This is a genomic window from Marinobacter profundi (genome assembly GCF_002744715.1).
Classification (GTDB): Bacteria; Pseudomonadota; Gammaproteobacteria; order Pseudomonadales; family Oleiphilaceae; genus Marinobacter; species Marinobacter profundi.
This window is the reverse complement of sequence record NZ_KZ319369.1, coordinates 288,069-308,140: the sequence shown is the minus strand read 5'-3', so window position 1 is coordinate 308,140 and position 20,072 is coordinate 288,069. Positions and strand designations below refer to the sequence as shown.

The 20,072-nt window shown below is 60.3% G+C and carries 16 protein-coding genes; 7 read left to right on the top strand and 9 right to left on the bottom strand.

The features are described from left to right. Nucleotides 1–32: 32 nt before the first annotated feature. Together CLH61_RS06950 and CLH61_RS06945 are read right to left on the bottom strand one after the other, a co-directional pair. Entirely contained in the window at nt 33–470 is a 438-nt protein-coding gene (locus CLH61_RS06950) for an RrF2 family transcriptional regulator (RefSeq protein WP_099613975.1), read from the bottom strand. A 27-nt stretch (nt 471–497) separates the two neighbouring features. Next, on the bottom strand, nt 498–854 hold the full coding sequence (locus CLH61_RS06945; protein ID WP_099613974.1) for a YbaN family protein: 357 nt from the start codon (nt 852–854) through the stop codon (nt 498–500). A 355-nt stretch (nt 855–1,209) separates the two neighbouring features. Between CLH61_RS06945 and ytfE the strand changes: the two genes are divergently transcribed. Continuing rightward, entirely contained in the window at nt 1,210–1,893 is a 684-nt protein-coding gene (gene ytfE / locus CLH61_RS06940) for an iron-sulfur cluster repair protein YtfE (protein ID WP_099613973.1), read from the top strand. Beyond that, the gene (locus tag CLH61_RS06935) at nt 1,886–4,168 is read left to right on the top strand and encodes a nitric-oxide reductase large subunit (RefSeq protein WP_099614215.1); all 2,283 of its coding nucleotides are present in this window, start codon (nt 1,886–1,888) and stop codon (nt 4,166–4,168) included. Before ytfE ends, CLH61_RS06935 begins: the two co-directional genes overlap by 8 nt. A gap of 78 nt (nt 4,169–4,246) precedes the next feature. Here CLH61_RS06935 and CLH61_RS06930 read toward each other — a convergent pair whose 3' ends face one another. Next, nucleotides 4,247–5,134 (bottom strand): choice-of-anchor L family PEP-CTERM protein, encoded by an 888-nt coding sequence (locus CLH61_RS06930; RefSeq protein ID WP_099614214.1) that lies wholly within the window; start codon nt 5,132–5,134, stop codon nt 4,247–4,249. A 318-nt stretch (nt 5,135–5,452) separates the two neighbouring features. Here CLH61_RS06930 and moaA point away from each other — a divergent pair, with 318 nt between their 5' ends. The 5 genes from moaA to CLH61_RS06905 all read left to right on the top strand — a co-directional run bounded on the left by moaA (nt 5,453) and on the right by CLH61_RS06905 (nt 12,008). Then, nucleotides 5,453–6,445, top strand: coding sequence for a GTP 3',8-cyclase MoaA (moaA, locus tag CLH61_RS06925; RefSeq protein ID WP_099613972.1), 993 nt, complete (start codon nt 5,453–5,455; stop codon nt 6,443–6,445). Between the two features lie 7 nt (nt 6,446–6,452). Next, nucleotides 6,453–7,598, top strand: coding sequence for a helix-turn-helix domain-containing protein (locus CLH61_RS06920; RefSeq protein ID WP_099613971.1), 1,146 nt, complete (start codon nt 6,453–6,455; stop codon nt 7,596–7,598). Between the two features lie 208 nt (nt 7,599–7,806). Then, the gene (locus CLH61_RS06915; RefSeq protein ID WP_099613970.1) at nt 7,807–8,388 is read left to right on the top strand and encodes a DUF6448 family protein; all 582 of its coding nucleotides are present in this window, start codon (nt 7,807–7,809) and stop codon (nt 8,386–8,388) included. A 102-nt stretch (nt 8,389–8,490) separates the two neighbouring features. Then, nucleotides 8,491–10,098 (top strand): FAD-binding dehydrogenase, encoded by a 1,608-nt coding sequence (locus CLH61_RS06910; protein WP_099613969.1) that lies wholly within the window; start codon nt 8,491–8,493, stop codon nt 10,096–10,098. Between the two features lie 179 nt (nt 10,099–10,277). After that, nucleotides 10,278–12,008 carry a thiamine pyrophosphate-binding protein gene (locus CLH61_RS06905; protein WP_099613968.1) on the top strand — a complete coding sequence of 577 codons (1,731 nt, stop codon included), beginning with the start codon at nt 10,278–10,280 and terminating at the stop codon, nt 12,006–12,008. A gap of 52 nt (nt 12,009–12,060) precedes the next feature. Here CLH61_RS06905 and CLH61_RS06900 read toward each other — a convergent pair whose 3' ends face one another. From CLH61_RS06900 to nosR, 6 genes are all read right to left on the bottom strand, one after another. Next, nucleotides 12,061–12,633, bottom strand: a complete 573-nt coding sequence (locus tag CLH61_RS06900; protein ID WP_099613967.1) for a nitrous oxide reductase accessory protein NosL — start codon at nt 12,631–12,633, stop codon at nt 12,061–12,063. Nucleotides 12,634–12,648: 15 nt separating this feature from the next. Continuing rightward, complete coding sequence (locus CLH61_RS06895) at nt 12,649–13,479, bottom strand: ABC transporter permease (protein WP_099613966.1); 831 nt, start codon at nt 13,477–13,479, stop codon at nt 12,649–12,651. Beyond that, nucleotides 13,476–14,408 carry an ABC transporter ATP-binding protein gene (locus CLH61_RS06890; RefSeq protein WP_099613965.1) on the bottom strand — a complete coding sequence of 311 codons (933 nt, stop codon included), beginning with the start codon at nt 14,406–14,408 and terminating at the stop codon, nt 13,476–13,478. The genes CLH61_RS06895 and CLH61_RS06890 overlap by 4 nt, the downstream gene beginning before the upstream one ends. Then, nucleotides 14,405–15,673 carry a nitrous oxide reductase family maturation protein NosD gene (locus tag CLH61_RS06885; RefSeq protein ID WP_099613964.1) on the bottom strand — a complete coding sequence of 423 codons (1,269 nt, stop codon included), beginning with the start codon at nt 15,671–15,673 and terminating at the stop codon, nt 14,405–14,407. Before CLH61_RS06885 ends, CLH61_RS06890 begins: the two co-directional genes overlap by 4 nt. Before the next feature lie 232 nt (nt 15,674–15,905). Next, nucleotides 15,906–17,792: a TAT-dependent nitrous-oxide reductase gene (gene nosZ, locus CLH61_RS06880; protein ID WP_211289080.1), complete on the bottom strand. Its 1,887-nt coding sequence runs from the start codon at nt 17,790–17,792 to the stop codon at nt 15,906–15,908. 88 nt (nt 17,793–17,880) lie between these two features. Continuing rightward, entirely contained in the window at nt 17,881–19,980 is a 2,100-nt protein-coding gene (gene nosR, locus CLH61_RS06875) for a transcriptional regulator NosR (RefSeq protein WP_211289079.1), read from the bottom strand. Nucleotides 19,981–20,072 lie beyond the last annotated feature (92 nt).

The window sequence follows — 20,072 nt, the reverse complement described above, 5'->3', positions numbered from 1 at the left end:
CCCCGGCGGGAAACGGCCGGGGCGTTTGTCATTCAGGCGATCTGCAATAACCTGAGCAACTGGGGCTGGTGCCGTTCGGCTATGACATCGTTCAGGGTGTACTGATCCAGGGTTGCCAGAAATGCCTGCAACGCCTCCGAAAACATGTTCTTCAGGCCGCAGACCGGGGTGATCGTGCATTTGTTGTTGGGCGAGAAACACTCCACCAGGTTCATGTCCTGCTCGGTTTCACGCACCAGCACGCCAATGTTGATGTCTGACGGCGCACGGTGCAGACGAAGCCCACCGTTCTTGCCGCGAATCGTCTCCACATACCCCTTCTTGTTCAGCTGGTGCACCACCTTCATCAGGTGATTCTTGGAGATGGCATAACTGTCGGCAATTTCCTGGATGGTAGCGAGACGATCACCCTGCACCGCCAGGTAAATCAGCACCCTTAACGAATAATCGGTATAACGGGTGATATGCATTAACAGACTCCGTGATGAACAAAACAGTTAACAGGAGGGCCGGGTCACTAAAAACCCGGTCAGCCCGGCGAAAAACAGGCCCAGGATTACCAGCACCACCGGCGACATACCGGCCAGGAACAGCAAGGTCCAGCTCAGCGCCATCATGGCCGGTGCCAGCACTTTGGCCGACAGGGGCACGGCACGCTGTGCGCGCCAGCCTTCAAGCAGGGGACCAAACCGTTGGTGATTATCCAGCCAGGCTGCAAAAGCCGGGGAACCCCGGCCCGCACACCAGGCTGCAAGCAAAACGAATGGTGTCGTGGGAAGCAACGGCAGCAAGATGCCAGCGAATGCCAGGATCAGACTGAAATACGCCAGAATCCGGTATCCGGTTTTCCCCATTAACAATACTCCGCTCATAGTACCCGACTGCCCAGAGATAGTTCGATTTTACACTTGTTCCGCGAACGGGTCTTCCCGATGGACGGAAGGCCTCCGGCCAGGCAGCGCCCGCAGAGCATCCATCCACCATCCAACCAAATAGCCAACAACAAAAAAACTATATTAAATACACCTTATAAACTAGATCATTTTTTGCCCAATCGCAAGCCTTACAGCCGAACGGGGATTCATAAGCATTGAAGCAGCCAGGCAACGATCCGGGCTCGGTCAGCTATCCAAATTATTTCATTCATCCAGTTTACATCTTCAATTTTAAAGATGTATTATTTGCACATCTTTAGAGAGGAGATGAACCATGACAACCCTGAACCGAACCCTGGGCGAAATTGCCCGCGACCTCCCCGGCGCCACTGGCATTTTTCACCAGTACAAGCTCGACTTCTGCTGTGGCGGTGATATCACCCTGGAAGCGGCCGCCGCCAAGCGGGGCGTCGACGGAGCGATGATCGCTGCGAGCCTCGATGCCCTGCGCGAACGCTCTCAAGCTGCCGACTCACTGGCCGGCGCCCCGAACGAGGAACTGATCGAGCACATCCTCAACCGTTTTCACGATGTCCACCGCGAGCAACTGCCGGAACTCATTCGACTCGCCCAGCGGGTCGAACGGGTTCATGGCAATCGTCCGGACTGCCCTGCGGGCCTGGCCGCGCAACTGGAGAACATGCTGGCCGAGCTTGAAAGTCACATGGCCAAGGAGGAACAGATCCTGTTCCCGATGATTGCCCGGGGCATGGCAGGCATGGCGGCCGCCCCGGTCGCGGTCATGCGCCACGAACACGACGATCATGGCGCGGCACTGGAAGGGGTGCTGGCCCTGACCAATGACATCACCCTGCCCGCCGATGCCTGCAACACCTGGCGCGCCCTTTACCTTGGCCTGGCGACGTTCCGGGACGACCTGATGGAACACATCCACCTCGAGAACAACGTACTGTTCAATCGCATTGATGGCCGGATGGGAGGCGCTGACCGTGGCTGAATACCGTCGTTTATGGCTGATTCTTATCGCCGTACTGGCGATCACCTTTGCCCTGTTGGGCTACTTTGGTGCCGAAGTTTACCGGGCGGCGCCCCCCATCCCGGACCGGGTAGTCAGCGAATCCGGTGAGCTTCTGATGACTGAGGAAAGCATCCTCGATGGCCAGACTGCCTGGCAGTCGGTCGGTGGCATGCAGCTCGGGTCGATCTGGGGCCACGGCGCCTACCAGGCACCGGACTGGACCGCGGACTGGCTGCACCGGGAGCTGGAAAACTGGCTCGACATCGCCGCCCGGGAAGAATTCGGGCAAGACTGGCACAGCCTCAGCGGCCAACAGCAGAACGCCCTGCAGTACGAGCTGAAAACCGAGTATCGCCGTAACACTTACGACGATGCCACCGGCACCCTGCACTTGTCCGCTCGCCGGACAGCCGCCATTGCCGAGACCGCCGATTACTACAGCCGGCTGTTCAGCAACGCGCCGGAGCTGCAGGCCACCCGTGAAAACTACGCCATGAAAGAGAACACCCTGCCCAGCGCCGAGCGCCGTCAGCAGATGACCGAGTTCTTTTTCTGGACCGCCTGGGCCGCTGCTACCGAGCGCCCGGACAGCAAGGTCACCTATACCAACAACTGGCCCCATGAACCGCTGATCGACAACAAGCCCAGTGCCGAAAACGTGGTTTGGTCGGTAATCAGTGTGATCCTGCTGATCGCGGGCGTCGGCGGGCTGGTCTGGGCCTGGTCCTTCCTGCGCAAGCATGATGAGGAGGATCCTGCGGCGCCAATCCGGGATCCCCTGAGCACCTTTGCCCTGACACCGTCCCAGAAGGCTCTCGGAAAGTACCTGCTGCTGGTGGTCGGGCTCTTCACCTTCCAGGTCATGCTTGGGGGCTTTACCGCACACTACACAGTCGAAGGTCAGAGCTTCTACGGCATCAACGTGTCGGAATGGTTCCCCTATTCCCTGGTACGCACCTGGCACATCCAGGCGGCGCTGTTCTGGATCGCCACCGGATTTCTGGCCGCCGGGCTGTTCCTTGCGCCCATCATCAACGGGGGCAAAGATCCGAAGTTCCAGAAACTGGGTGTCGACGTGCTGTTCTGGGCACTGGTGGTGGTGGTCGCCGGCTCGTTCATTGGTAACTTCCTGGCGATTGCCCAGATCATGCCGGCCAACCTCAGCTTCTGGCTGGGTCACCAGGGTTACGAGTTTGTGGACCTGGGCCGCCTCTGGCAGATTGGCAAGTTCCTCGGCATCGTGTTCTGGCTGGTGCTGATGCTTCGCGGCATTGTCCCCGCCCTGCGCCAGCCCGGTGACAAGAACCTGCTTGCCCTGCTCACCGCCTCGGTGGTGGCCATCGGCCTGTTCTACGGCGCCGGCTTCTTCTATGGCGAGCGCACTCACATCTCGATCATGGAGTACTGGCGCTGGTGGATCGTCCACCTGTGGGTAGAAGGCTTCTTTGAAGTGTTCGCTACCGCCGCCCTGGCCTTCATTTTCTGCAGCATGGGGCTGGTGTCACGCACCGTCGCCACCTCGGCCAGCCTGGCCTCCGCCAGCCTGTTCATGCTCGGCGGTGTACCGGGAACCTTCCACCACCTGTACTTCGCCGGCACCACCACACCGGTGATGGCGGTTGGCGCTACCTTCAGTGCCCTGGAAGTGGTTCCGCTGGTGGTTCTCGGCTACGAAGCCTGGGAGAACTGGCGTCTGAAGTCCCGTGCACCCTGGATGGAAAACATCCGCTGGCCGCTGACCTTCTTTGTGGCCGTGGCGTTCTGGAACATGCTGGGTGCGGGAGTACTCGGGTTCATGATCAACCCGCCGGTCGCGCTCTACTACATTCAGGGCCTGAACACGACGGCCACCCACGCCCACGCTGCGCTGTTCGGTGTCTACGGATTCCTGGCCCTGGGGTTCGCACTGCTGATCCTGCGCTACATCCGGCCGCGCCTTGTCTTTGACGAGCGACTGATGAAAGTGGCGTTCTGGTGGCTGAATATCGGCCTGGTACTGATGCTGTTTACCAGCCTGCTGCCGGTCGGCATCATCCAGTTCCTCGCCAGTGCCAGTGAAGGCCTGTGGTACGCCCGCAGCGAAGCATTCATGCAGAGCGATATCCTGCAAACCCTGCGCTGGATCCGCACCATCGGTGATGTGGTCTTCATCGTCGGCGCGCTGGCAGTCGCCTGGCAGGTGGTGAAAGGCCTGTTCTTCCCGGAACTGGCCGCTGAAACCGGGTATGAGGAGGCGCTGAGCGAACGCATCTGAGCTCCTGCCCCGGAAACGACAAAGCCCCGACACCTGTCGGGGCTTTGTTTTTTTGCAGCCTGGCCTCCCGTTACAGGGTCAGCCCTGACGCCGGCGGCGGGACAGACCGAGCCCCAGCAGACCCAGGCCGAACAGCGCCAGGGTACCCGGCTCCGGAACACTCGCGGAAGGCGGAGTCGGGGGGGTTGGCTGGTCCGAGAAGGAACCGCCCTGAATGAACACTCCGGAATCCAGAATGGTGTCACCACGGTCCGCGATCGCCAGTTTCATGGTGTGAGTGCCGGCGGACAGACCCAGGATCGATGCGGTGAAGACGTTGGTGAAGCCATCGTACTGGAGGTCAAAATAGGGACCACCGTCACTAAGATCGTTATTATTGAACTCGGAGCAGTTGGGGCCGCTGCCGGAGTATGGGTTGCCACAGTTGACGGTATTGATGGCCACCGGATCGGAGCCGATGGTGGCAATGTTGATGCCGTCTACGAGGAAGGCGAAGACGTCGTTAAACTGGCTGTTGACATATTCGTTGTATTCCTCGGATGCGAACACATAGTTGAAAAACAGATCGCCCCCGACGGTCGTGAACTCGAACTCGAGGACGTTGGCGTCTGCAGTTCCACCGCCTACCAGGGCATCCAGGTCACTGTCACCCGCGCTGCCCCAGGCATAGGTCGCGCCGTCCTGATCGTTGGGGCCTTCGGCCAGAGTGGACTTGCCACTGGTCAGCAGGATACCGGTATCAATGCCGATGCCGGACGCCAGCCCGTCGGTGAACAGCCCGGCCTGACCAGTACCGCCGATGTAATTGATGGTAGAGCTGTCAACGGTCACCCCGGTGCCGAGGATCGCACTGATCAGATCCAGACCACTGTCGTTCTCCGTGACACTCAGTGCCGAGGCGTGGGCACTGGCCAAAAGCACACCAGCGCCAAGCAGAGCACCGCTGATTCGTCTGTGCGTAGTCATGATGTCATTCATCCCTGTCGTTAATGGTTCATCGTGGTACATCAAGCCGATGTACCGTTGGCTTTAGCAATTTACGAACCACCACTAAAAAAACCTTTAAATACAACAACAAAAATCCTCTCGACGGCCTTCTGGTACATCTGTTTGTCAAGCATGCTGACACCGGTGGCGGCCCTGAGTGGTTACCCCGGCAGAGGTATCGGCGCGACGCGTGCGCTCTGCGATACTGGCAGACATATTCGTTACCTCCACTCAAGCCCGGAAACCCTGTGTTTACGCCACTTTCCGGCGAGCCGTATCGGGGCAGGAAGCTGTAAGATGTCTGACAAACCACTGCAAGACCGCTTTGGCAGAACCGTCAACTATGTAAGGTTTTCCGTCACTGACCGCTGCGACTTTCGTTGTGTCTACTGCATGGCCGAGGACATGACCTTCCTGCCACGCCAGCAAGTTCTCACTCTGGAAGAAATTGCCCGCCTGGCCCGCACCTTCACCGGCCTGGGCACCGAGAAGATCCGCCTGACCGGAGGCGAGCCGCTCGTGCGCAAGGACATCCTCGAGCTGGTCCGCGAAATTGGCGGTTATGGCCTGCGGGATTTCGCGATGACCACCAATGGCAGTCAGCTGCCCCAAATGGCGGATGACCTGAAGCGGGCCGGTCTGCATCGCCTCAACATCAGCCTCGATTCGCTGGATGCTGACAAATTCCGCCGTATCACCCGCACCGGCCAGCTGTCCCGGGTTCTGGAAGGTATCGACGCTGCCCGCGAAGCCGGCTTTCGCGGTATCAAGCTCAACACGGTGGTGATGAAGGGCCGTAACGACGAAGAGATTCCGGCACTGATCGAGTTCGCCCGGCGCAAGGGCGTCGATATCAGCTTTATCGAGGAAATGCCCCTTGGCGTAATTACCGAGCACGACCGGGGCGAAAGCTTCTGCAGCAGCCATGAAGTCCGCGCTATCATCCGCCGGCACCATGAGCTGCTGCCCGCCACCGGGGACTCCGGTGGCCCGGCACGCTATTACCGCATGCCGGACAGCGACATCCGCGTCGGTTTTATCTCCCCCCATTCCCACAACTTCTGCGCCACCTGCAACCGGGTGCGCGTCACCGTGGAAGGCCGGTTGCTGCTGTGCCTGGGCAACGAACACTCCGTTGACCTGCGTCGCGTACTCCGGGGTAACCCGGTGTCCGACGACCGGCTGCGCCAGACCATCATCAACGCCATGGACCTCAAGCCGGAGCGCCACCATTTCTCCAGCGATGGCGACGTGCAGATCCTCCGCTTCATGAACATGACCGGCGGCTGAGGTCCGGGTGTACCTGAACCTGCCGGAGCTGTTCCTGTTCGGTATCATCGCCCAGCTGTTATTTCTGGCGGTACTGGCAGGCCTGCACGGCACCGGACGGCACCCGGCCAATCGGCTGCTGGCGGTTCTGCTGTTGGGCTTTGCCGGCACCCAGCTGGAAGTTTTCTTCCACAACACCGGCATGACCACGCGTTTCCCGAACCTCGCCTACTGGGGAACCACACTGGGCCTGGTGCAGGCAGGCGCAATCTATCTGTTTACCCAGGCCGCCATGTACCGGGATTTCCGCCTGGTGCGACGCCACCTGGTGCACCTGGGTCCGCCGCTGGTTGCCGCCCTGGTCTTCTGGCTCAGTTACTATCGCCAGCCGGCCCCGGTCCAGCTCAACATCCTGTCCGACAGCCAGTATCCTGGCGTGATGAACTCGCTGGTGCTGGCCATCGCCATACACGGCACCATGCTCAGCTATCTCGGCGCCACCATCCGCACCATCACCCGTTTTGACGTTGAGCTCAGGAACCTCTTTTCCGACCTCCGCAACAAGGACCTGGTGTGGCTCCGCAATCTGCTTCTGGCCTATTCCGCGGTGTGGCTACTGAGCCTCGGCTACTGCCTGCTCGCCCACATCTTCCGGGTTACTGTCAGTCATCAGTGGCTCACCCTGGCCAGCGCCCTGGTAGGTTTGGGCATCCTGCTGCCCATGACCTTGCTCGCTCTGCGACAGCCTGAACGGTTCCCCGGAATCAGCCCGGCCCAACGGGCCGTCGCGAAGGCCACCGAATTACCTTCGACGACCAAAGCGCAGGATGAGGCGTTGACCCGCAAGCTGGAAGATCTCATGGCCAGCGAGCGGCCGTATCTGCACTCCAACCTTACCGTCAACCGGCTTGCCCACTTGCTTGGCGTTCCGGCAAAGGATCTCTCACGGCACCTCAATCAGGTGCTGGGGCGTAATTTTTATGAGTTCGTGAACGGGTATCGCATTACCGAAGTCAAACGGCGTCTGGCCGACCCGGAGGAAGACAAGACCGTGCTCGACATCATGTATGAAGCCGGATTCAATTCGAAGTCGGTGTTCAATACGCTGTTTCGGAAAAGCACCGGTATGACGCCCACCCGCTTCCGCCAAGATGCCCGATCGTCAATGGACTGACGTTTCCCCGCCAACCACCTGCCGTCGCTCCTGAGCCTTCCCCACAGCCCGCCGCACACACGACGAACGCACCGCGGCAAGATCCGAACGTTCGGATTCCGGAATCCGGACGTCAGCCCAACCCTCCTGGTGACAAAGTTGTCGGTACAGGTAGCGCGGCCTGCCCGGTCGCGTACCTGTCAATCACTCACCACCTATGAGGTTACCCATGACCATGAAAAAGCAAACCACACGCCTGCTCGGCCTTACCCTGCTTGCCGGTTCGGTGCTCTGGAGTTCGGCGACCTTTGCCCACTGCGACTCCCTCGACGGCCCGGTTATCGAAGACGCCAGAAAGGCCCTCACCGACAACCGGATCGATCCGGTGCTGAAATGGGTGAAACCCGCCGATGCGCAGCAACTGACTGCCACGTTCCGGGACACCCTTAAGGTTCGGGAACTGAATGGAGACGCGCAGGCCCTTGCCGATCGCTACTTCTTCGAAACCCTGGTTCGCCTGCACCGCGCGGCAGAAGGCGCGCCCTATGACGGACTGAAGCCGGCCGGCAGCGCCTCGGCCGCCGCCAAGGCTGCAGACAAGGCGCTAGCCGCTGGCAACGCCAATGCGCTCGCCGAGAAGCTGGGCCAGAAAGTGACCGAGTTCGTCAAAAACAGCTTCCAGGCCAGCCACCGAGGCCTCAAGGCCGAAGATGTCATTGCCGGCCGGGAGTTCGTCGCGAACTACGTGCAGTACGTGCATTCGGTTGAGGCGATCCACGATATCGTAGCCGGCAACCATGATGGCCACTGAAAGCGTGGTTTAGGCATACCCCCGGCAGATTGATACCGGTCAAGGCAGAAACTCCGCAGTTCGTGAAAGATGAGAGCCTGTCACGAACAATAAGAACCGACTATGAACACCTACCAAACCGGAGTGGTAGTTATCGGAGCGGGCCTTGCCGGTATCACCACTGCACTGGAACTGCTGGATCACGGACTACCGGTCATCCTGCTGGATGGCTCACCGGATGGCCGGCTGGGCGGTCAGGCAAATGAAGCCTTTGGCGGCATGCTGCTGATCAATACCCCGGAACAGGCCCGCAACCGCATCAGCGACTCACCCGAACTGCTGCTGGCCGACTGGCGCCGGGCCGCGGAATTCAGCAGCCACGATTACTGGCCGCAGGTCTGGGCGGAGCTGTATGCCGAACACTGCCGCCCCATGATCTATGACTGGCTCCGCAGCGTCGGCATCCGCTTCTTCCCTTCGGTGCAGTGGGTGGAACGCGGACTTTATGGCGATGGCAACAGCGTACCCCGCTACCACATTGCCTGGGGCTGTGGTCGGGGCATCGCCCAGACCCTGGCGCAGCGGCTGCTGGGCCATCCCAACCGGGACCGGCTGACGGTACTCACCGGGCACCGGGTCGCCGCCCTCAACCATTCTGCAGGCGCGGTGACCGGCTGCCACGGCAACCACTCCGAAGGACCGTTCTCGGTAACCGCAAGCCATACTGTGGTCTGTAGCGGCGGGATCAACGGTAACCTGGACAAAGTCCGCCAGCACTGGGACACCTGCTACGGCCGCCCACCGGCAAACCTGCTGGCCGGATCCAGCCCGGATGCCGACGGTGCGTTGCACAGCCAGGTTGTGGCCGCCGGCGGCCAGGTAGTCAATCTCAACCAGATGTGGAACTACGCCGCAGGCATTCGCCATCCCCAACCGCAATTCCCCCACCACGGCCTCAGCCTGATACCCCCACGCTCCGCCCTCTGGCTCGACGCCACTGGCCGCCGCATCGGGCCACAGCCTCTGGTTACCGGCTTTGATACCCACGACCTGTGCAAACGCATCGGTAAGCTGCCGGAGCAGTATTCCTGGCAGGTGATGAACCACAAAATCGCGGTCCGGGAGCTTGCCATCTCGGGCACCGACACCAACCCGGACTTCCGCGACCACAAACTGCTGCGGGTGGTATGGAACACCTTACGGGGCGGCGACCCGGCGCTGGTCAACTGGCTGATTGCCGAGTGTCCGGACGTGGTCACGGCAACAACCCCGCAGGAACTGGCCCACCGTATGGACGCAGTCAGCGACGGCCCCCGCCTTTGTGCGGACGACATGATTCGCGACCTTCAGGCCTGGGATGCCAACCTGGCTCGCGGCAAACGCCTTCACAATGACGACCAGATCCGCCGCCTGGCCCAGTTGCGCCAGTGGTTCCCGGATCGACTGCGCACCTGCAACTTCCAGCCGATCCTGGACCCCGCAGCCGGCCCGCTGATCGCCATCCGTGAGCAGCTGATCAGCCGCAAGAGTATGGGGGGGATGCTGACCGATCTGCAGTCGCGGGTGCTGAACAACGCAAACGAACCGGTGCCCGGACTTTACGCCGCCGGCGAAGCGGCGGGTTTTGGTGGCGGGGGCATCTCCGGTATAAGATCGCTGGAAGGCACGTTCCTGTCGAACTGCATCCTGAATGGCAGGCGGGCAGCGCAGAGTATTGCCGGGAAGCTGTGATGAAGCCATGCGGGGAGCCAGAAGGAGGCATTGGGCAGGGCTTTCCAAAACTGTGCGGAGCCAGGGATGGCGGAGCCCAAGCGCCACATGGATGTGCTTGAGCGTGTTTTGGAAAGCCCTGCCCAATGGCTCCCGCCCCGAGTTCGAAAGACAATAAAAACACAATAAGGTTCACTACCATGAAAAAATCCGGCGCGGCTCTGGTCCGGTTCGCCCTCGAACAACTCGGAATCCGGCGCACCTTTGGCATTCCGGGCGTCCACACCACCGAGATCTACGACGAGCTCAATCGCTCGGAAACCATCACCCCCACACTGGTCGCCCACGAATGCGGCGGCGCCTTTATGGCCGATGCGGCGAGCCGGACCGGGGCGGAAATCGGTACCCTGCTGATCGTCCCGGCCGCCGGTGTTACCCATGCCGCCAGCGGTATCGGAGAGGCCGGCATCGACGGCATTCCCATGCTGATCATTTCCGGCGGCATTCACTCCGCCAGCGGGCACCGCTACCAGCTTCATGAAATGGATCAGCACACATTGCTGAAACCGATCACCAAGGGCACCTGGCGAGTGACCAGCCACCGGGACATCATTCCAACCCTCTACCGGGCCTATGAGATAGCGACCACCGGCGAGCCGGGGCCGGTGTTTGTTGAGGTGCCCTATAACATCAGCAACTTCCTCGGTGACGTCGATGACATGCCCTCCTGGCAACCGCCGCAGGCCCCGCCCCTGCCTGACCAGGCCATGATTGAGGCGGCGGCGCAGGCGCTGGCCGTGGCGCGGCGGCCGGGAATCTTTGCTGGCTGGGGGGCAGTGGATGCCCAGGAAGCGCTCATTGAGCTGGCCGAGCACCTTGATGCGCCGGTGTCGACCACGCTGCAGGGGCTCAGTGCATTTCCCGGCAACCATCCACTGCACACCGGCATGGGGATGGGCCATTATGCGGTACCCGCGGCCACCAACGCGTTTGCACAGGTGGACTGCCTGCTCGCCATCGGCACCCGGTTTTCGGAAATTCCGACCGGAAGCTACGGGATAACCCCGCCGGCGAACCTGATTCACGTCGACATCAACCCGGAGGTGTTCAGCGCCAACTATCCGGCCCGCCACACCCTGGAGGGGGATGCCAGGGCCATCGTGCCGGCGTTGCTGGCCGCGGTGAAGGCCATCAAGGCCGACGCCAGTGATACCGGCATCCGGGCACAGATCGCCAGGGACAAGGCGGCTTACCGCAAAGAATGGCGGGATCACGACAGTGGTGACAGGGTGAATCCGGAGCTGTTTTTCAGTCAGTTACGGCAGATCCTCGATGACGATGCCATTGTGGTGGCCGACGACGGCAACCACACCTTCCTGACAGCAGAGCTGATGCCGATCCTGGGTGCCCGCAATTACATGTCCCCCAGCGACTTCAATGCCATGGGCTACTGTGTGCCGGGCATAATCGGCGCGAAGCTGGCCAATCCGGACCGTCAGGTGGTGGGCATTGTTGGCGACGGCGCGCTGCTGATGACCGGCATGGAGCTGGTGACGGCGGTGCGGGAACGATTGGGGGTGGTGCTGTTTGTATTCAACGACGGGGAGTTGTCGCAGATTTCCCAGGCCCAGCAGATTCCCTACAACCAGAAGACCTGCTCGGTACTGGGGGCCGTGGATTACGAGGCGTTCGCCCGGGCTTTCGGGGTGGCGTACGTGGCGCTGTCCGGCAACGGCGAAATTACAGACAGCGTGAAGCTGGCTCTGGAGAAGGCTGGCGGCGGGGTGCCGGTGCTGGTTGATGTGCGGATTGATTACAGTAAGCCGACACGGTTTACCAAGGGAGTGGTGAAGACGAACCTCGGCAGGATGGCGGGACGGGACAAGGTACGGGTGGTTGGCCGGGCTTTGTGGCGCAAGGTTCGGCCATAAGGTCTGCAAACCGGATCAGATGAACACGTTCATCTGATCCGGAACGCGCGCCCTAGTGGTCCATGGTGTGACCGGTCGACGAGCTTTCCATTTCATGGGCTCCCGGCATCTCCCCCATCGCCATCCCGGTGTTCAGCTGATCGAGGGTGATCTCGCTGTAGCTCAGGACCTGGCCACCATGCTCCATCATGAAGTTGTGGGCAGCGTCTTCGGTGGCAAACGAAGCCAGGGTCGGGCCCATGGCGCCGGTGCGGTCTGAGCCGACCACGAAGAAGGCCTCCCTGGCGTCGATCAGGGCGGTGTCATCCGGGTGCTCCCATTCGGTCTGCGCCATGTCATGGACGTAAAGGGTGTGATCGCGGTTGACGTTCTCCGGTTGCAGCATCCACGCGAACATGTCCTTGGTGGAGCAGAATTTACGGACCTGCTGTTCCTTTTCAGTAATGGCCTGACCTTTGGGCCCCGGGAAATTGCCGATAGCCATGCCACAGACATGGCACTCGTCGCCACTTTCGAAATGGACCGGGGCGGGTTTTGCGGTGGCCTGCTCTTCGCTGTCGGAGCAGGCAGTGAGTGTGAGCACGGCCAGTATGGCAAGGAGCCAGTTCAGTTTGCTGCGGTTCATCAGGGACAACTCCAGTCAGATACGACGATTTCGGAAAAGTAACAGGGCGCCCGCCAGCGGGAGGGCAAACCACAGGACGAGGCCGATCCAGAGGCCAGCGGCGCCAATGGGCAGGTCGGCGCCCAGGCTGAGGACACCGCTGAGCTGGGCGGTGTCGTCAAAGGCGACAATGTTGAGCAGGCGATAGATGTCCGTCGGGTTGAACATCAGCAGCCAGGGCAGCAACTCGGCATTGAACTTACCTTCGCTGGCAACAAGAGTGCCCAGCAGCATCAGGTCAAAGATCAGTACGAAGAAGAACCAGATGGCCAGGGCCATGCCGGCGGCAATCGGCTTTTCACTGACCCGGACGCTGACCACGTAGGCCAGGGCAATAAACCCCCAGCCCAGCAGCACGGTCGAGGCAATAAAACGAAACATGGCCACCGCGAGACTGGCAATGGCAACATCTTTCACCAGCAGGGCAATGGCAACACCGGCCACGCCGAAGCCGATCAGGGTGGCGAGGGCCAGGGTGAGGCCATGGCCGAAGAACTTGCCGAGCAACAACTGGCTGCGGCTGAGCGGGTAGGTCATCAGCAACAGCAGGGTACCGCCCTCCTCCTCACCGACGATGGCATCGTAGGCCAGCAACAGCGCAATCAGCGGAATCAGAAAGATCCCCAGGCTGGCAAGGCTGGCAATGGTGGCCGGAGTCGAAGCATAACCGACCTGACCGGAGGCCGCGGCGCCGAACCAGGCGATGCCCAGGGCCAGGGTGGCGAATACCAGGGAGATCGCCATCAGCCAGCGATTGCGCAGGCTGTCACTCAGCTCCTTGCGGGCGATGGTCCAGATACTCATCATTGGCTGCCTCCGCGATGGGCGAGGCCACCTGAGCCGATAAAGTGCACATAGATATCTTCCAGGCTCGGCTGGTGGATGCCAACGTCGGCCACCTCCCCCGATGCCATCACTGCTTGCAGTAAAGCCATTTTTTCCCTCGGTTGCACATCCACCCGTAACGACCCGTTCTCCGTCCGGATCATCAGGCCATTGCTGGCAGACGCTTCGTCAATCACCTTCTCCAGGTCCGCCAGGGTATGGGCCGGGGCGAGCGACAACGTCACCGGCATGTTCGCCTGCCGCCTCAGTGCCGCCAGGTCGCCGGCAGCCTTCAAGGTGCCCTCAGTGAGAATCGCGGCACGGTCAATATAGGGCTCGACCCCCGGCAGCACGTGGGAACACAGCACGATGCCGGTGCCCTCATCCCGCAAATCCCGCAGCAAGCGGTACAGGTCTGCGGTGGCGACCGGATCCAGCCCCACGGTGGGCTCATCCAGCATCAGCAGCCTTGGCTTGCCTAACAGCGCCTGGGCCAGGCCAAGACGCTGGCGCATGCCCTTGGAATAGGTCTTGGTGCGGGCATCCATGGCGTCGCCCAGGCCGACCTGCTCCAGAAGCACGGGTACCTGCTTCAGGGAGGCCCCCTTGAGCCGTGCGAAATGGCTCAGGATCTCCCGCCCGGTCAGCTGGGGATAGAACATGACGTTCTCGGGCAGGTAGCCGATATGCTGGGTCACCTGCGGATCTCCCGCCTGCCCCCCCAGAACGGCGACACTGCCCTCGGTGGGCTGCATCAGCCCCAGGATCAGCTTGATGGACGTGGTCTTGCCAGCGCCGTTGTGACCGAACAGGCCGAGGATCTCGCCCGCTTCCAGGCGCAGATCAATACCGTGCAACACCGGACTCTTATCGTACCGGTAACTCACATTCTCAAGACGAAAACAGCTCATCGGCTCTCCGGTTGCAGATCAGCGGGAATACGCATCAGGGGACGGGAATCGGCGACCCCGGCGGATTTCACCACCGGGAACGCATCCTGCACCCAGCGCAGGGTATCTACTGCCGGGCTGAACATCAGGATCTTGGCTTCCGGATACTTCCACAGCAGCCGGTCGACATTATCGTTGGGTTCATAAGGCACATCTCCAACACCGTCCTGGTTACGGTCCCAACCCAGATAATCACTCCAGTAATTGCCCTCCCCCTCTTTCGACCATTCCTGGGTGCGGGTCGCCACATACTTCACCTGGCGCTGGTTGTTCACAAAGGCGTTGCCAAACACCTGGTTATCCTCGGAACCGGCAGTAAGATGAATACCGATGTTACTGTCGCCGAAATAATTGCCGGCAAAGGTGTTATACAGCGAGTTATAGATAAACACCGCCTTGCCCTCCGCCCCGGAAATCACCACCCCGGCACTCTGCCCCTGGGATACACCGGTCACCACATTACCCCGCAACTCCGACTGGGTAATGAAGTTCATCAGAATGCCGTAGTTCTCGTCATTCTCCGAGCGGTTGTTCAGCACCGTCAGCCGCTTGCTCTGCATCAGCGCATAACCGGTGCGGGTACCCCGGGTAACATTGCCCTCCAGCAGGTTATTCATCGAATACATGTAATGGATGCCGTAGCGGAGGTCGGTCATCACATTATTGCGAATCCGGTTGTTATTCGCCGTCTCGATATAAATCGCATCCCGGGTCTGACTGATGTCATTGCCCTCGATCAACGCGCCGGTGGTATTGAACAGATGAATCCCGTTGCCCCGGTCCTGCGACCGCAAACTGGTCTCGCCGCGGATGTGATTACCGCGCACCGTCACCTCCGGTGTCGCATCCAGCCAGACTCCGAAAGCCGGCCCCTTCAGGCGATTATTCTCAATCACCGAACCCCGGGCCTCCCGGGCCACAAAAACTCCCGCATCCAGCTCGTTCAGATCCCGTCCCCAGTTGCGCACCGCGCACCCGGACAACGTCACCTCTTCAGCCAGAATCTCCACCGCATGCCCCTGCCCGCCACCATCAATCACCGTTTCCGCCGCACAGGCCACAGTTACCCCGGGCACCCGGATAGCCAGCGGTGAAAGTTGTTGCGGTGGAAGCTCAAAGGTTGCACCCGGTTCCAGGGCATCGAGCTGTTGTTGCAGGTCCGCGTTTGCGGTCAGCGATAAAAGAGCGACTGACAGGGCCACCCCATAACGCAAAATTTGGTACATCAATGTTTCTCTGAGAAGTAAGAATGACCGAATGTCCGAAATTCAGCCCCAAGGTAGGGCAAGCCAAGAGGAGACGGCTTTCCAAAACTGTGCGGAGCCATGGATGGCGGAGCCCAAGCGCCCCATGGATGGGCTTGAGCGTGTTTTGGAAAGCCGTCTCCTCTTGGGTTGCTGCTCCCAAGCTTCAGTAAAGCAGCCGGAACCCCACAAGGGAGCTCCGGCCAAGAGAAGATCAGGCCTTCTCAACAATCATGCGACCACCCATCTCCATGTGCAGCGCATGACAGAACCAGTTGCAGTAATACCAGTGAACCCCCGGCTTATCCGCCTTGAAGGTCACTGACGACGTCTGCTGCGGACTGATCTCCATGCTCACACCATGGTTCACCATACAGAAACCGTGAGTCACGTCCTCAATGGTATCCAGGTTGGTCACATACACCGTAACCTCATCACCCTGCTTCACCTTGAACTCCGTCATCCCATACTGCGGTGCCACCGAGGTCATGTAAACACGAACCTTGTTGCCATCGCGGATAACCTTGTTATCGGCCTCCAGGGTAACGCCATCCTTCTTCGCCTGCTCACGGGCACTGGCAAAGTACGGATCGTCACGGTCGTAGATCTTCTTCGTCTTGATCTGGTCACGGCGCACCAGGATGCAGTCGTGCGGCTCGGCAAAGGTCGGACCGTCGTGAACCAGCTTCATCTCCTCACCGGAAATATCAATCAGCTGGTCGTTCTCCGGATGCAGCGGGCCTACCGGCAGGAAGCGGTCCTTGGAGAACTTGGACAGCACCACCAGCCACTTGCCATCGGCATCCCGGGACTCGGTCAGTGAGGCATGGTTGTGACCCGGCTGATAATGAACATCCAGCTTCTGGCGGATGTAGTTCACCTTCTCGCCATTGTAGTGCTTGATGGCGTCCGCGATGTTCCACTTGCACACCTGACTGTCGATAAACAGCGTGGTGTAGCCGTTACCGCGACCGTCAAAGGTGGTGTGCAGCGGCCCGAGGCCCAGCTCCGGCTCGGCAACCACGGCGTCCCGCAGCTCGATCTTGTTGTCGAACAGGTCATCCAGCTTGTCGATGGCAATCACCGAACAGGTCGGCGACAGCTTACCGTTGGCAATGAAGTACTTGCCATCCGGAGAGGTGTTCAGACCGTGCGGGTTTTTCGGAACCGGAATGTAGCGGGTCAGTTCAGAGTCGCCGCGACCATCCACTACCGGCACCTTGGAGTCACCGATAGTCTTGAAGTTGCCGGCTTTCACGGCTGCTTCGATACGCTCAACGTTGAACACCACTACCCAGTCACGGTCGTTGCGCATGGTGCCGGCCAGATCCACAGCCTTCTCGGAGTTGTAGCAGGTGGAAGCGGCATATTTGCCCGTGTAGTCGGCGTCGGTATTGTCCAGGTTGCCGTCGACGATGACCTGCCAGGCCACTTCCATGGTATCCGCATCCACGGCGTTGAACATGGTGTAGCTGTTATCGAGGCTGAAGTCGCTGCCATCGTTCGGCTGCGGAATCACAAACTCCGCGTTGCAGAAGACGTACTTGGTACGCGGTACTTTCTGCAGACGCAGACCGTGAATCGCCTGCACGTTCGGGATATGGGTGATCTTGTCGCACTTCATGATGTCCAGGCGGATCCGCGCCACCCGGGTGTTGGCCTTGTCGTTGATGAACAGATACTTGCCATCGTAACGGCCATCGGTCATGGAAATGTGCGGGTGGTGGCAGTCACCGTTGAGGAACTCGTTATCGTGGCCGAGCACATCCTTACTTTCGTTGGTAATGCCCCAACCGGTAGCGGAGTCCACGTTGAACACCGGAATACGCATCAGCTCACGCATGGACGGAACACCAAGGACACGAACCTCACCCTGGTGACCACCGCTCCAGAAGCCGTAATACTCGTCCAGCTCACCCGGGTGGATAACCGCTTTGTTGCGGGCTTCTTCCGAGGCCGCAGCCCAGGCTTCCCGTGACATCACCGCAGTACCCAGCCCGGTCGCACCGGCGACGCCTGCCAGGGCGGTTGCGCCCAGGAAACGACGACGGCTCAGGCCATTCTCAGGCGCATCCTGTTTGAGCTCATCTTGCTTTTTCATCTGATTCAACTCCGTTATTGGTATGGCGGTTTTAGCTTCTCACTAGGTCTTGCTTTCCCCGGGGAGCCTCTTCTGAGGCGGGCTCCTCTCAGGACACCTGGGTAACCGGTATTTGCTCCGGATGGCCGGGTGCGTTGTGGCCACGGCGTTTGCCGCGCCGTTTCACGATCAGTGGCGGACACTTGTGATCGTCGAAATAGGTCATCTGGCAATCAAGGCAGTAATGGCACTCCATGTAGTTGATGTGGCCGTCCGGATGAATGGCCTGAACCTCACACTCGTGATCACACAGCCGGCACGGGTTGCCGCATTCCTTGCGCCGCTTGAGCCAGTCAAACACCCGCAGTTTGGTGGGCAGCGCCAGCGCGGCACCCAGCGGGCAGATATAGCGGCAGTAGACTTTGCGGGTGAAGATATTCACCACCACCAGCAGCACCGCATAAGTGACAAAGGGCCAGGTGCGGTCGAAGTGCAGGGTGATGGCGGTCTTGAACGGTTCCACCTCAGCCATGCGCTCAGCGGTCGCCATGGACTCCAGGGAGACCCCGAACAACACCAGCAATACGATGTACTTGATCGCCCACAGCCGCTCGTGCCAGGCAAACGGCACGGTGTACTGGGGCACCTTCAGCTTGCGGGCGATTTCATTGACCAGCTCCTGCAAGGCACCGAACGGACACAGCCAGCCGCAATACACCGCCCGTCCCCACAGCAGGACAATGCCAGCCACTACGGCCCAGAGCACGAACATCACCGGATCAATCAGGAAGGTTTCCCAGGTAAAGCCACTGAACAGGCTGTGCACGAAGGTCAGTACATTGACGATGGACAGCTGCCCAAGGGCATACCAGCCGATAAAGAACAGGGTATAGGTGAGGAACGCATGGCGGATCCAGCGCATCATTTTGGGCTTCTGCACCAGCCAGTCCTGGAAGAACAGGATGAACAACAGCACACCGATCCCGACGCCCAGCACCAGCACCTGGAACTGGCGCTGGTACCAGACCTGCACCCACAGCGGCTGATCGGCCAGCATCTCTTCTTCGGTCAGTACCGGCTCGGCACGGGTGTAGTATTGCTCCGGCAGGCTGTAGGTCAGCGGGAACACCTGGAACTCGCTGTCCAGCGGGCCAGTCTGGCGTTTGACGGTCAGCTCCAGGGCCCAGTCGGTGCCCGGGTCGAAATTGTACTGCTGGCGGACAATGAAAATGGCCATCTCGGAGAAGTCCGGCATGCCGGCGGCATAGACATCACTGAGACGGAAGTAATCCAGGTCACGGAAGTTGAAGGTATCGCCGAACTGACGGATCTGAACCCGGTCGAAAATACCGCCACGGACGTAGCCTGAGCCTTTGAAGGAGTATTCCCCGTTGGCCATGACGGCGATAGCATGCTCGCCGTCCTTCAGCTCTCCCATCAGCCACTGATACTGGTTTTCGCCCAGCAGGTTGCGGCCGATTGTCGGCGCGTTCAGGTACCCGGCATACAGGTCAATCAGCGCGTCGTCCCGCTCGCCCGGTGCCGCAGCTTCGATACCTTCGGCAGCGGTGCCGGCAAACGAATCATCCACCTGGCCGCGGGTCAGCAGCAGACGACGGATGGAACCATCCCCGGTGAGTTGCTCCCAGTTGCGTTCGCTGAACTGGTCAGTGGCGACCTCCGCCACAGGCGGCCGCTTGCTGCTGCCCCCTTCAACCAGGCCCAGTTCGACACCCACCCGATGGGCCGTCCGCATCAGGACTTCGTTGATGACCATGACGGTTACCGTGGCACCGGACAGCCCATCCACCGCCACCTTGGTATCAGACGAAGTGCCACCCACGGTAACCCGCTGGTCAGCCTTCAGCCCGGTGTACTGGTCGGTAAAGATGTGCAGCTTGCTTTCGGGGATACCCACCAGCAGGATGGGCTCATCGTGGTGGATAACCTTGGTGGCCTTGATGGTGCCTTCGGTATCCAGCACAACCACCGCATTGACCGGCTTACCGGAATAGGCGGGAGTCTGCACAAAATCCAGACTCTGGTAGGCATAGCCCAGCAGTTCGTTGCCGGCACGCAGTTCCTGGATCGCCCGGTTGCTTTCCCGGGGGGCGATGTCGGTTACCTCGGGAAACGCCTGCTGAATCACCTGGCGAGCCGCCAGCGGCTCATACTGCTCCAACGGCATGGCGCTAGCCAGACCAGCCATCAGACACAGAACCCCGGTCAGAACCCTGACAATACTGCGTACAAAATTCACATTACCCCCAACAAAACAACGGTCTGGAAGATTTATCAGCA

Coding starts and splice junctions, on each gene's coding strand:
- CLH61_RS06895 (WP_099613966.1), bottom strand. CDS start 13,479: ATGATGAGTATCTGGACCATCGCCCGCAAGGAGCTGAGTGACAGCCTG.
- CLH61_RS06910 (WP_099613969.1), top strand. CDS start 8,491: ATGAACACCTACCAAACCGGAGTGGTAGTTATCGGAGCGGGCCTTGCC.
- CLH61_RS06885 (WP_099613964.1), bottom strand. CDS start 15,673: ATGTACCAAATTTTGCGTTATGGGGTGGCCCTGTCAGTCGCTCTTTTA.
- nosR (WP_211289079.1), bottom strand. CDS start 19,980: ATGGCTGGTCTGGCTAGCGCCATGCCGTTGGAGCAGTATGAGCCGCTG.
- CLH61_RS06950 (WP_099613975.1), bottom strand. CDS start 470: ATGCATATCACCCGTTATACCGATTATTCGTTAAGGGTGCTGATTTAC.
- nosZ (WP_211289080.1), bottom strand. CDS start 17,792: ATGAAAAAGCAAGATGAGCTCAAACAGGATGCGCCTGAGAATGGCCTG.
- CLH61_RS06900 (WP_099613967.1), bottom strand. CDS start 12,633: ATGAACCGCAGCAAACTGAACTGGCTCCTTGCCATACTGGCCGTGCTC.
- ytfE (WP_099613973.1), top strand. CDS start 1,210: ATGACAACCCTGAACCGAACCCTGGGCGAAATTGCCCGCGACCTCCCC.
- CLH61_RS06905 (WP_099613968.1), top strand. CDS start 10,278: ATGAAAAAATCCGGCGCGGCTCTGGTCCGGTTCGCCCTCGAACAACTC.
- CLH61_RS06915 (WP_099613970.1), top strand. CDS start 7,807: ATGACCATGAAAAAGCAAACCACACGCCTGCTCGGCCTTACCCTGCTT.
- CLH61_RS06945 (WP_099613974.1), bottom strand. CDS start 854: ATGGGGAAAACCGGATACCGGATTCTGGCGTATTTCAGTCTGATCCTG.
- CLH61_RS06930 (WP_099614214.1), bottom strand. CDS start 5,134: ATGACTACGCACAGACGAATCAGCGGTGCTCTGCTTGGCGCTGGTGTG.
- CLH61_RS06890 (WP_099613965.1), bottom strand. CDS start 14,408: ATGAGCTGTTTTCGTCTTGAGAATGTGAGTTACCGGTACGATAAGAGT.
- moaA (WP_099613972.1), top strand. CDS start 5,453: ATGTCTGACAAACCACTGCAAGACCGCTTTGGCAGAACCGTCAACTAT.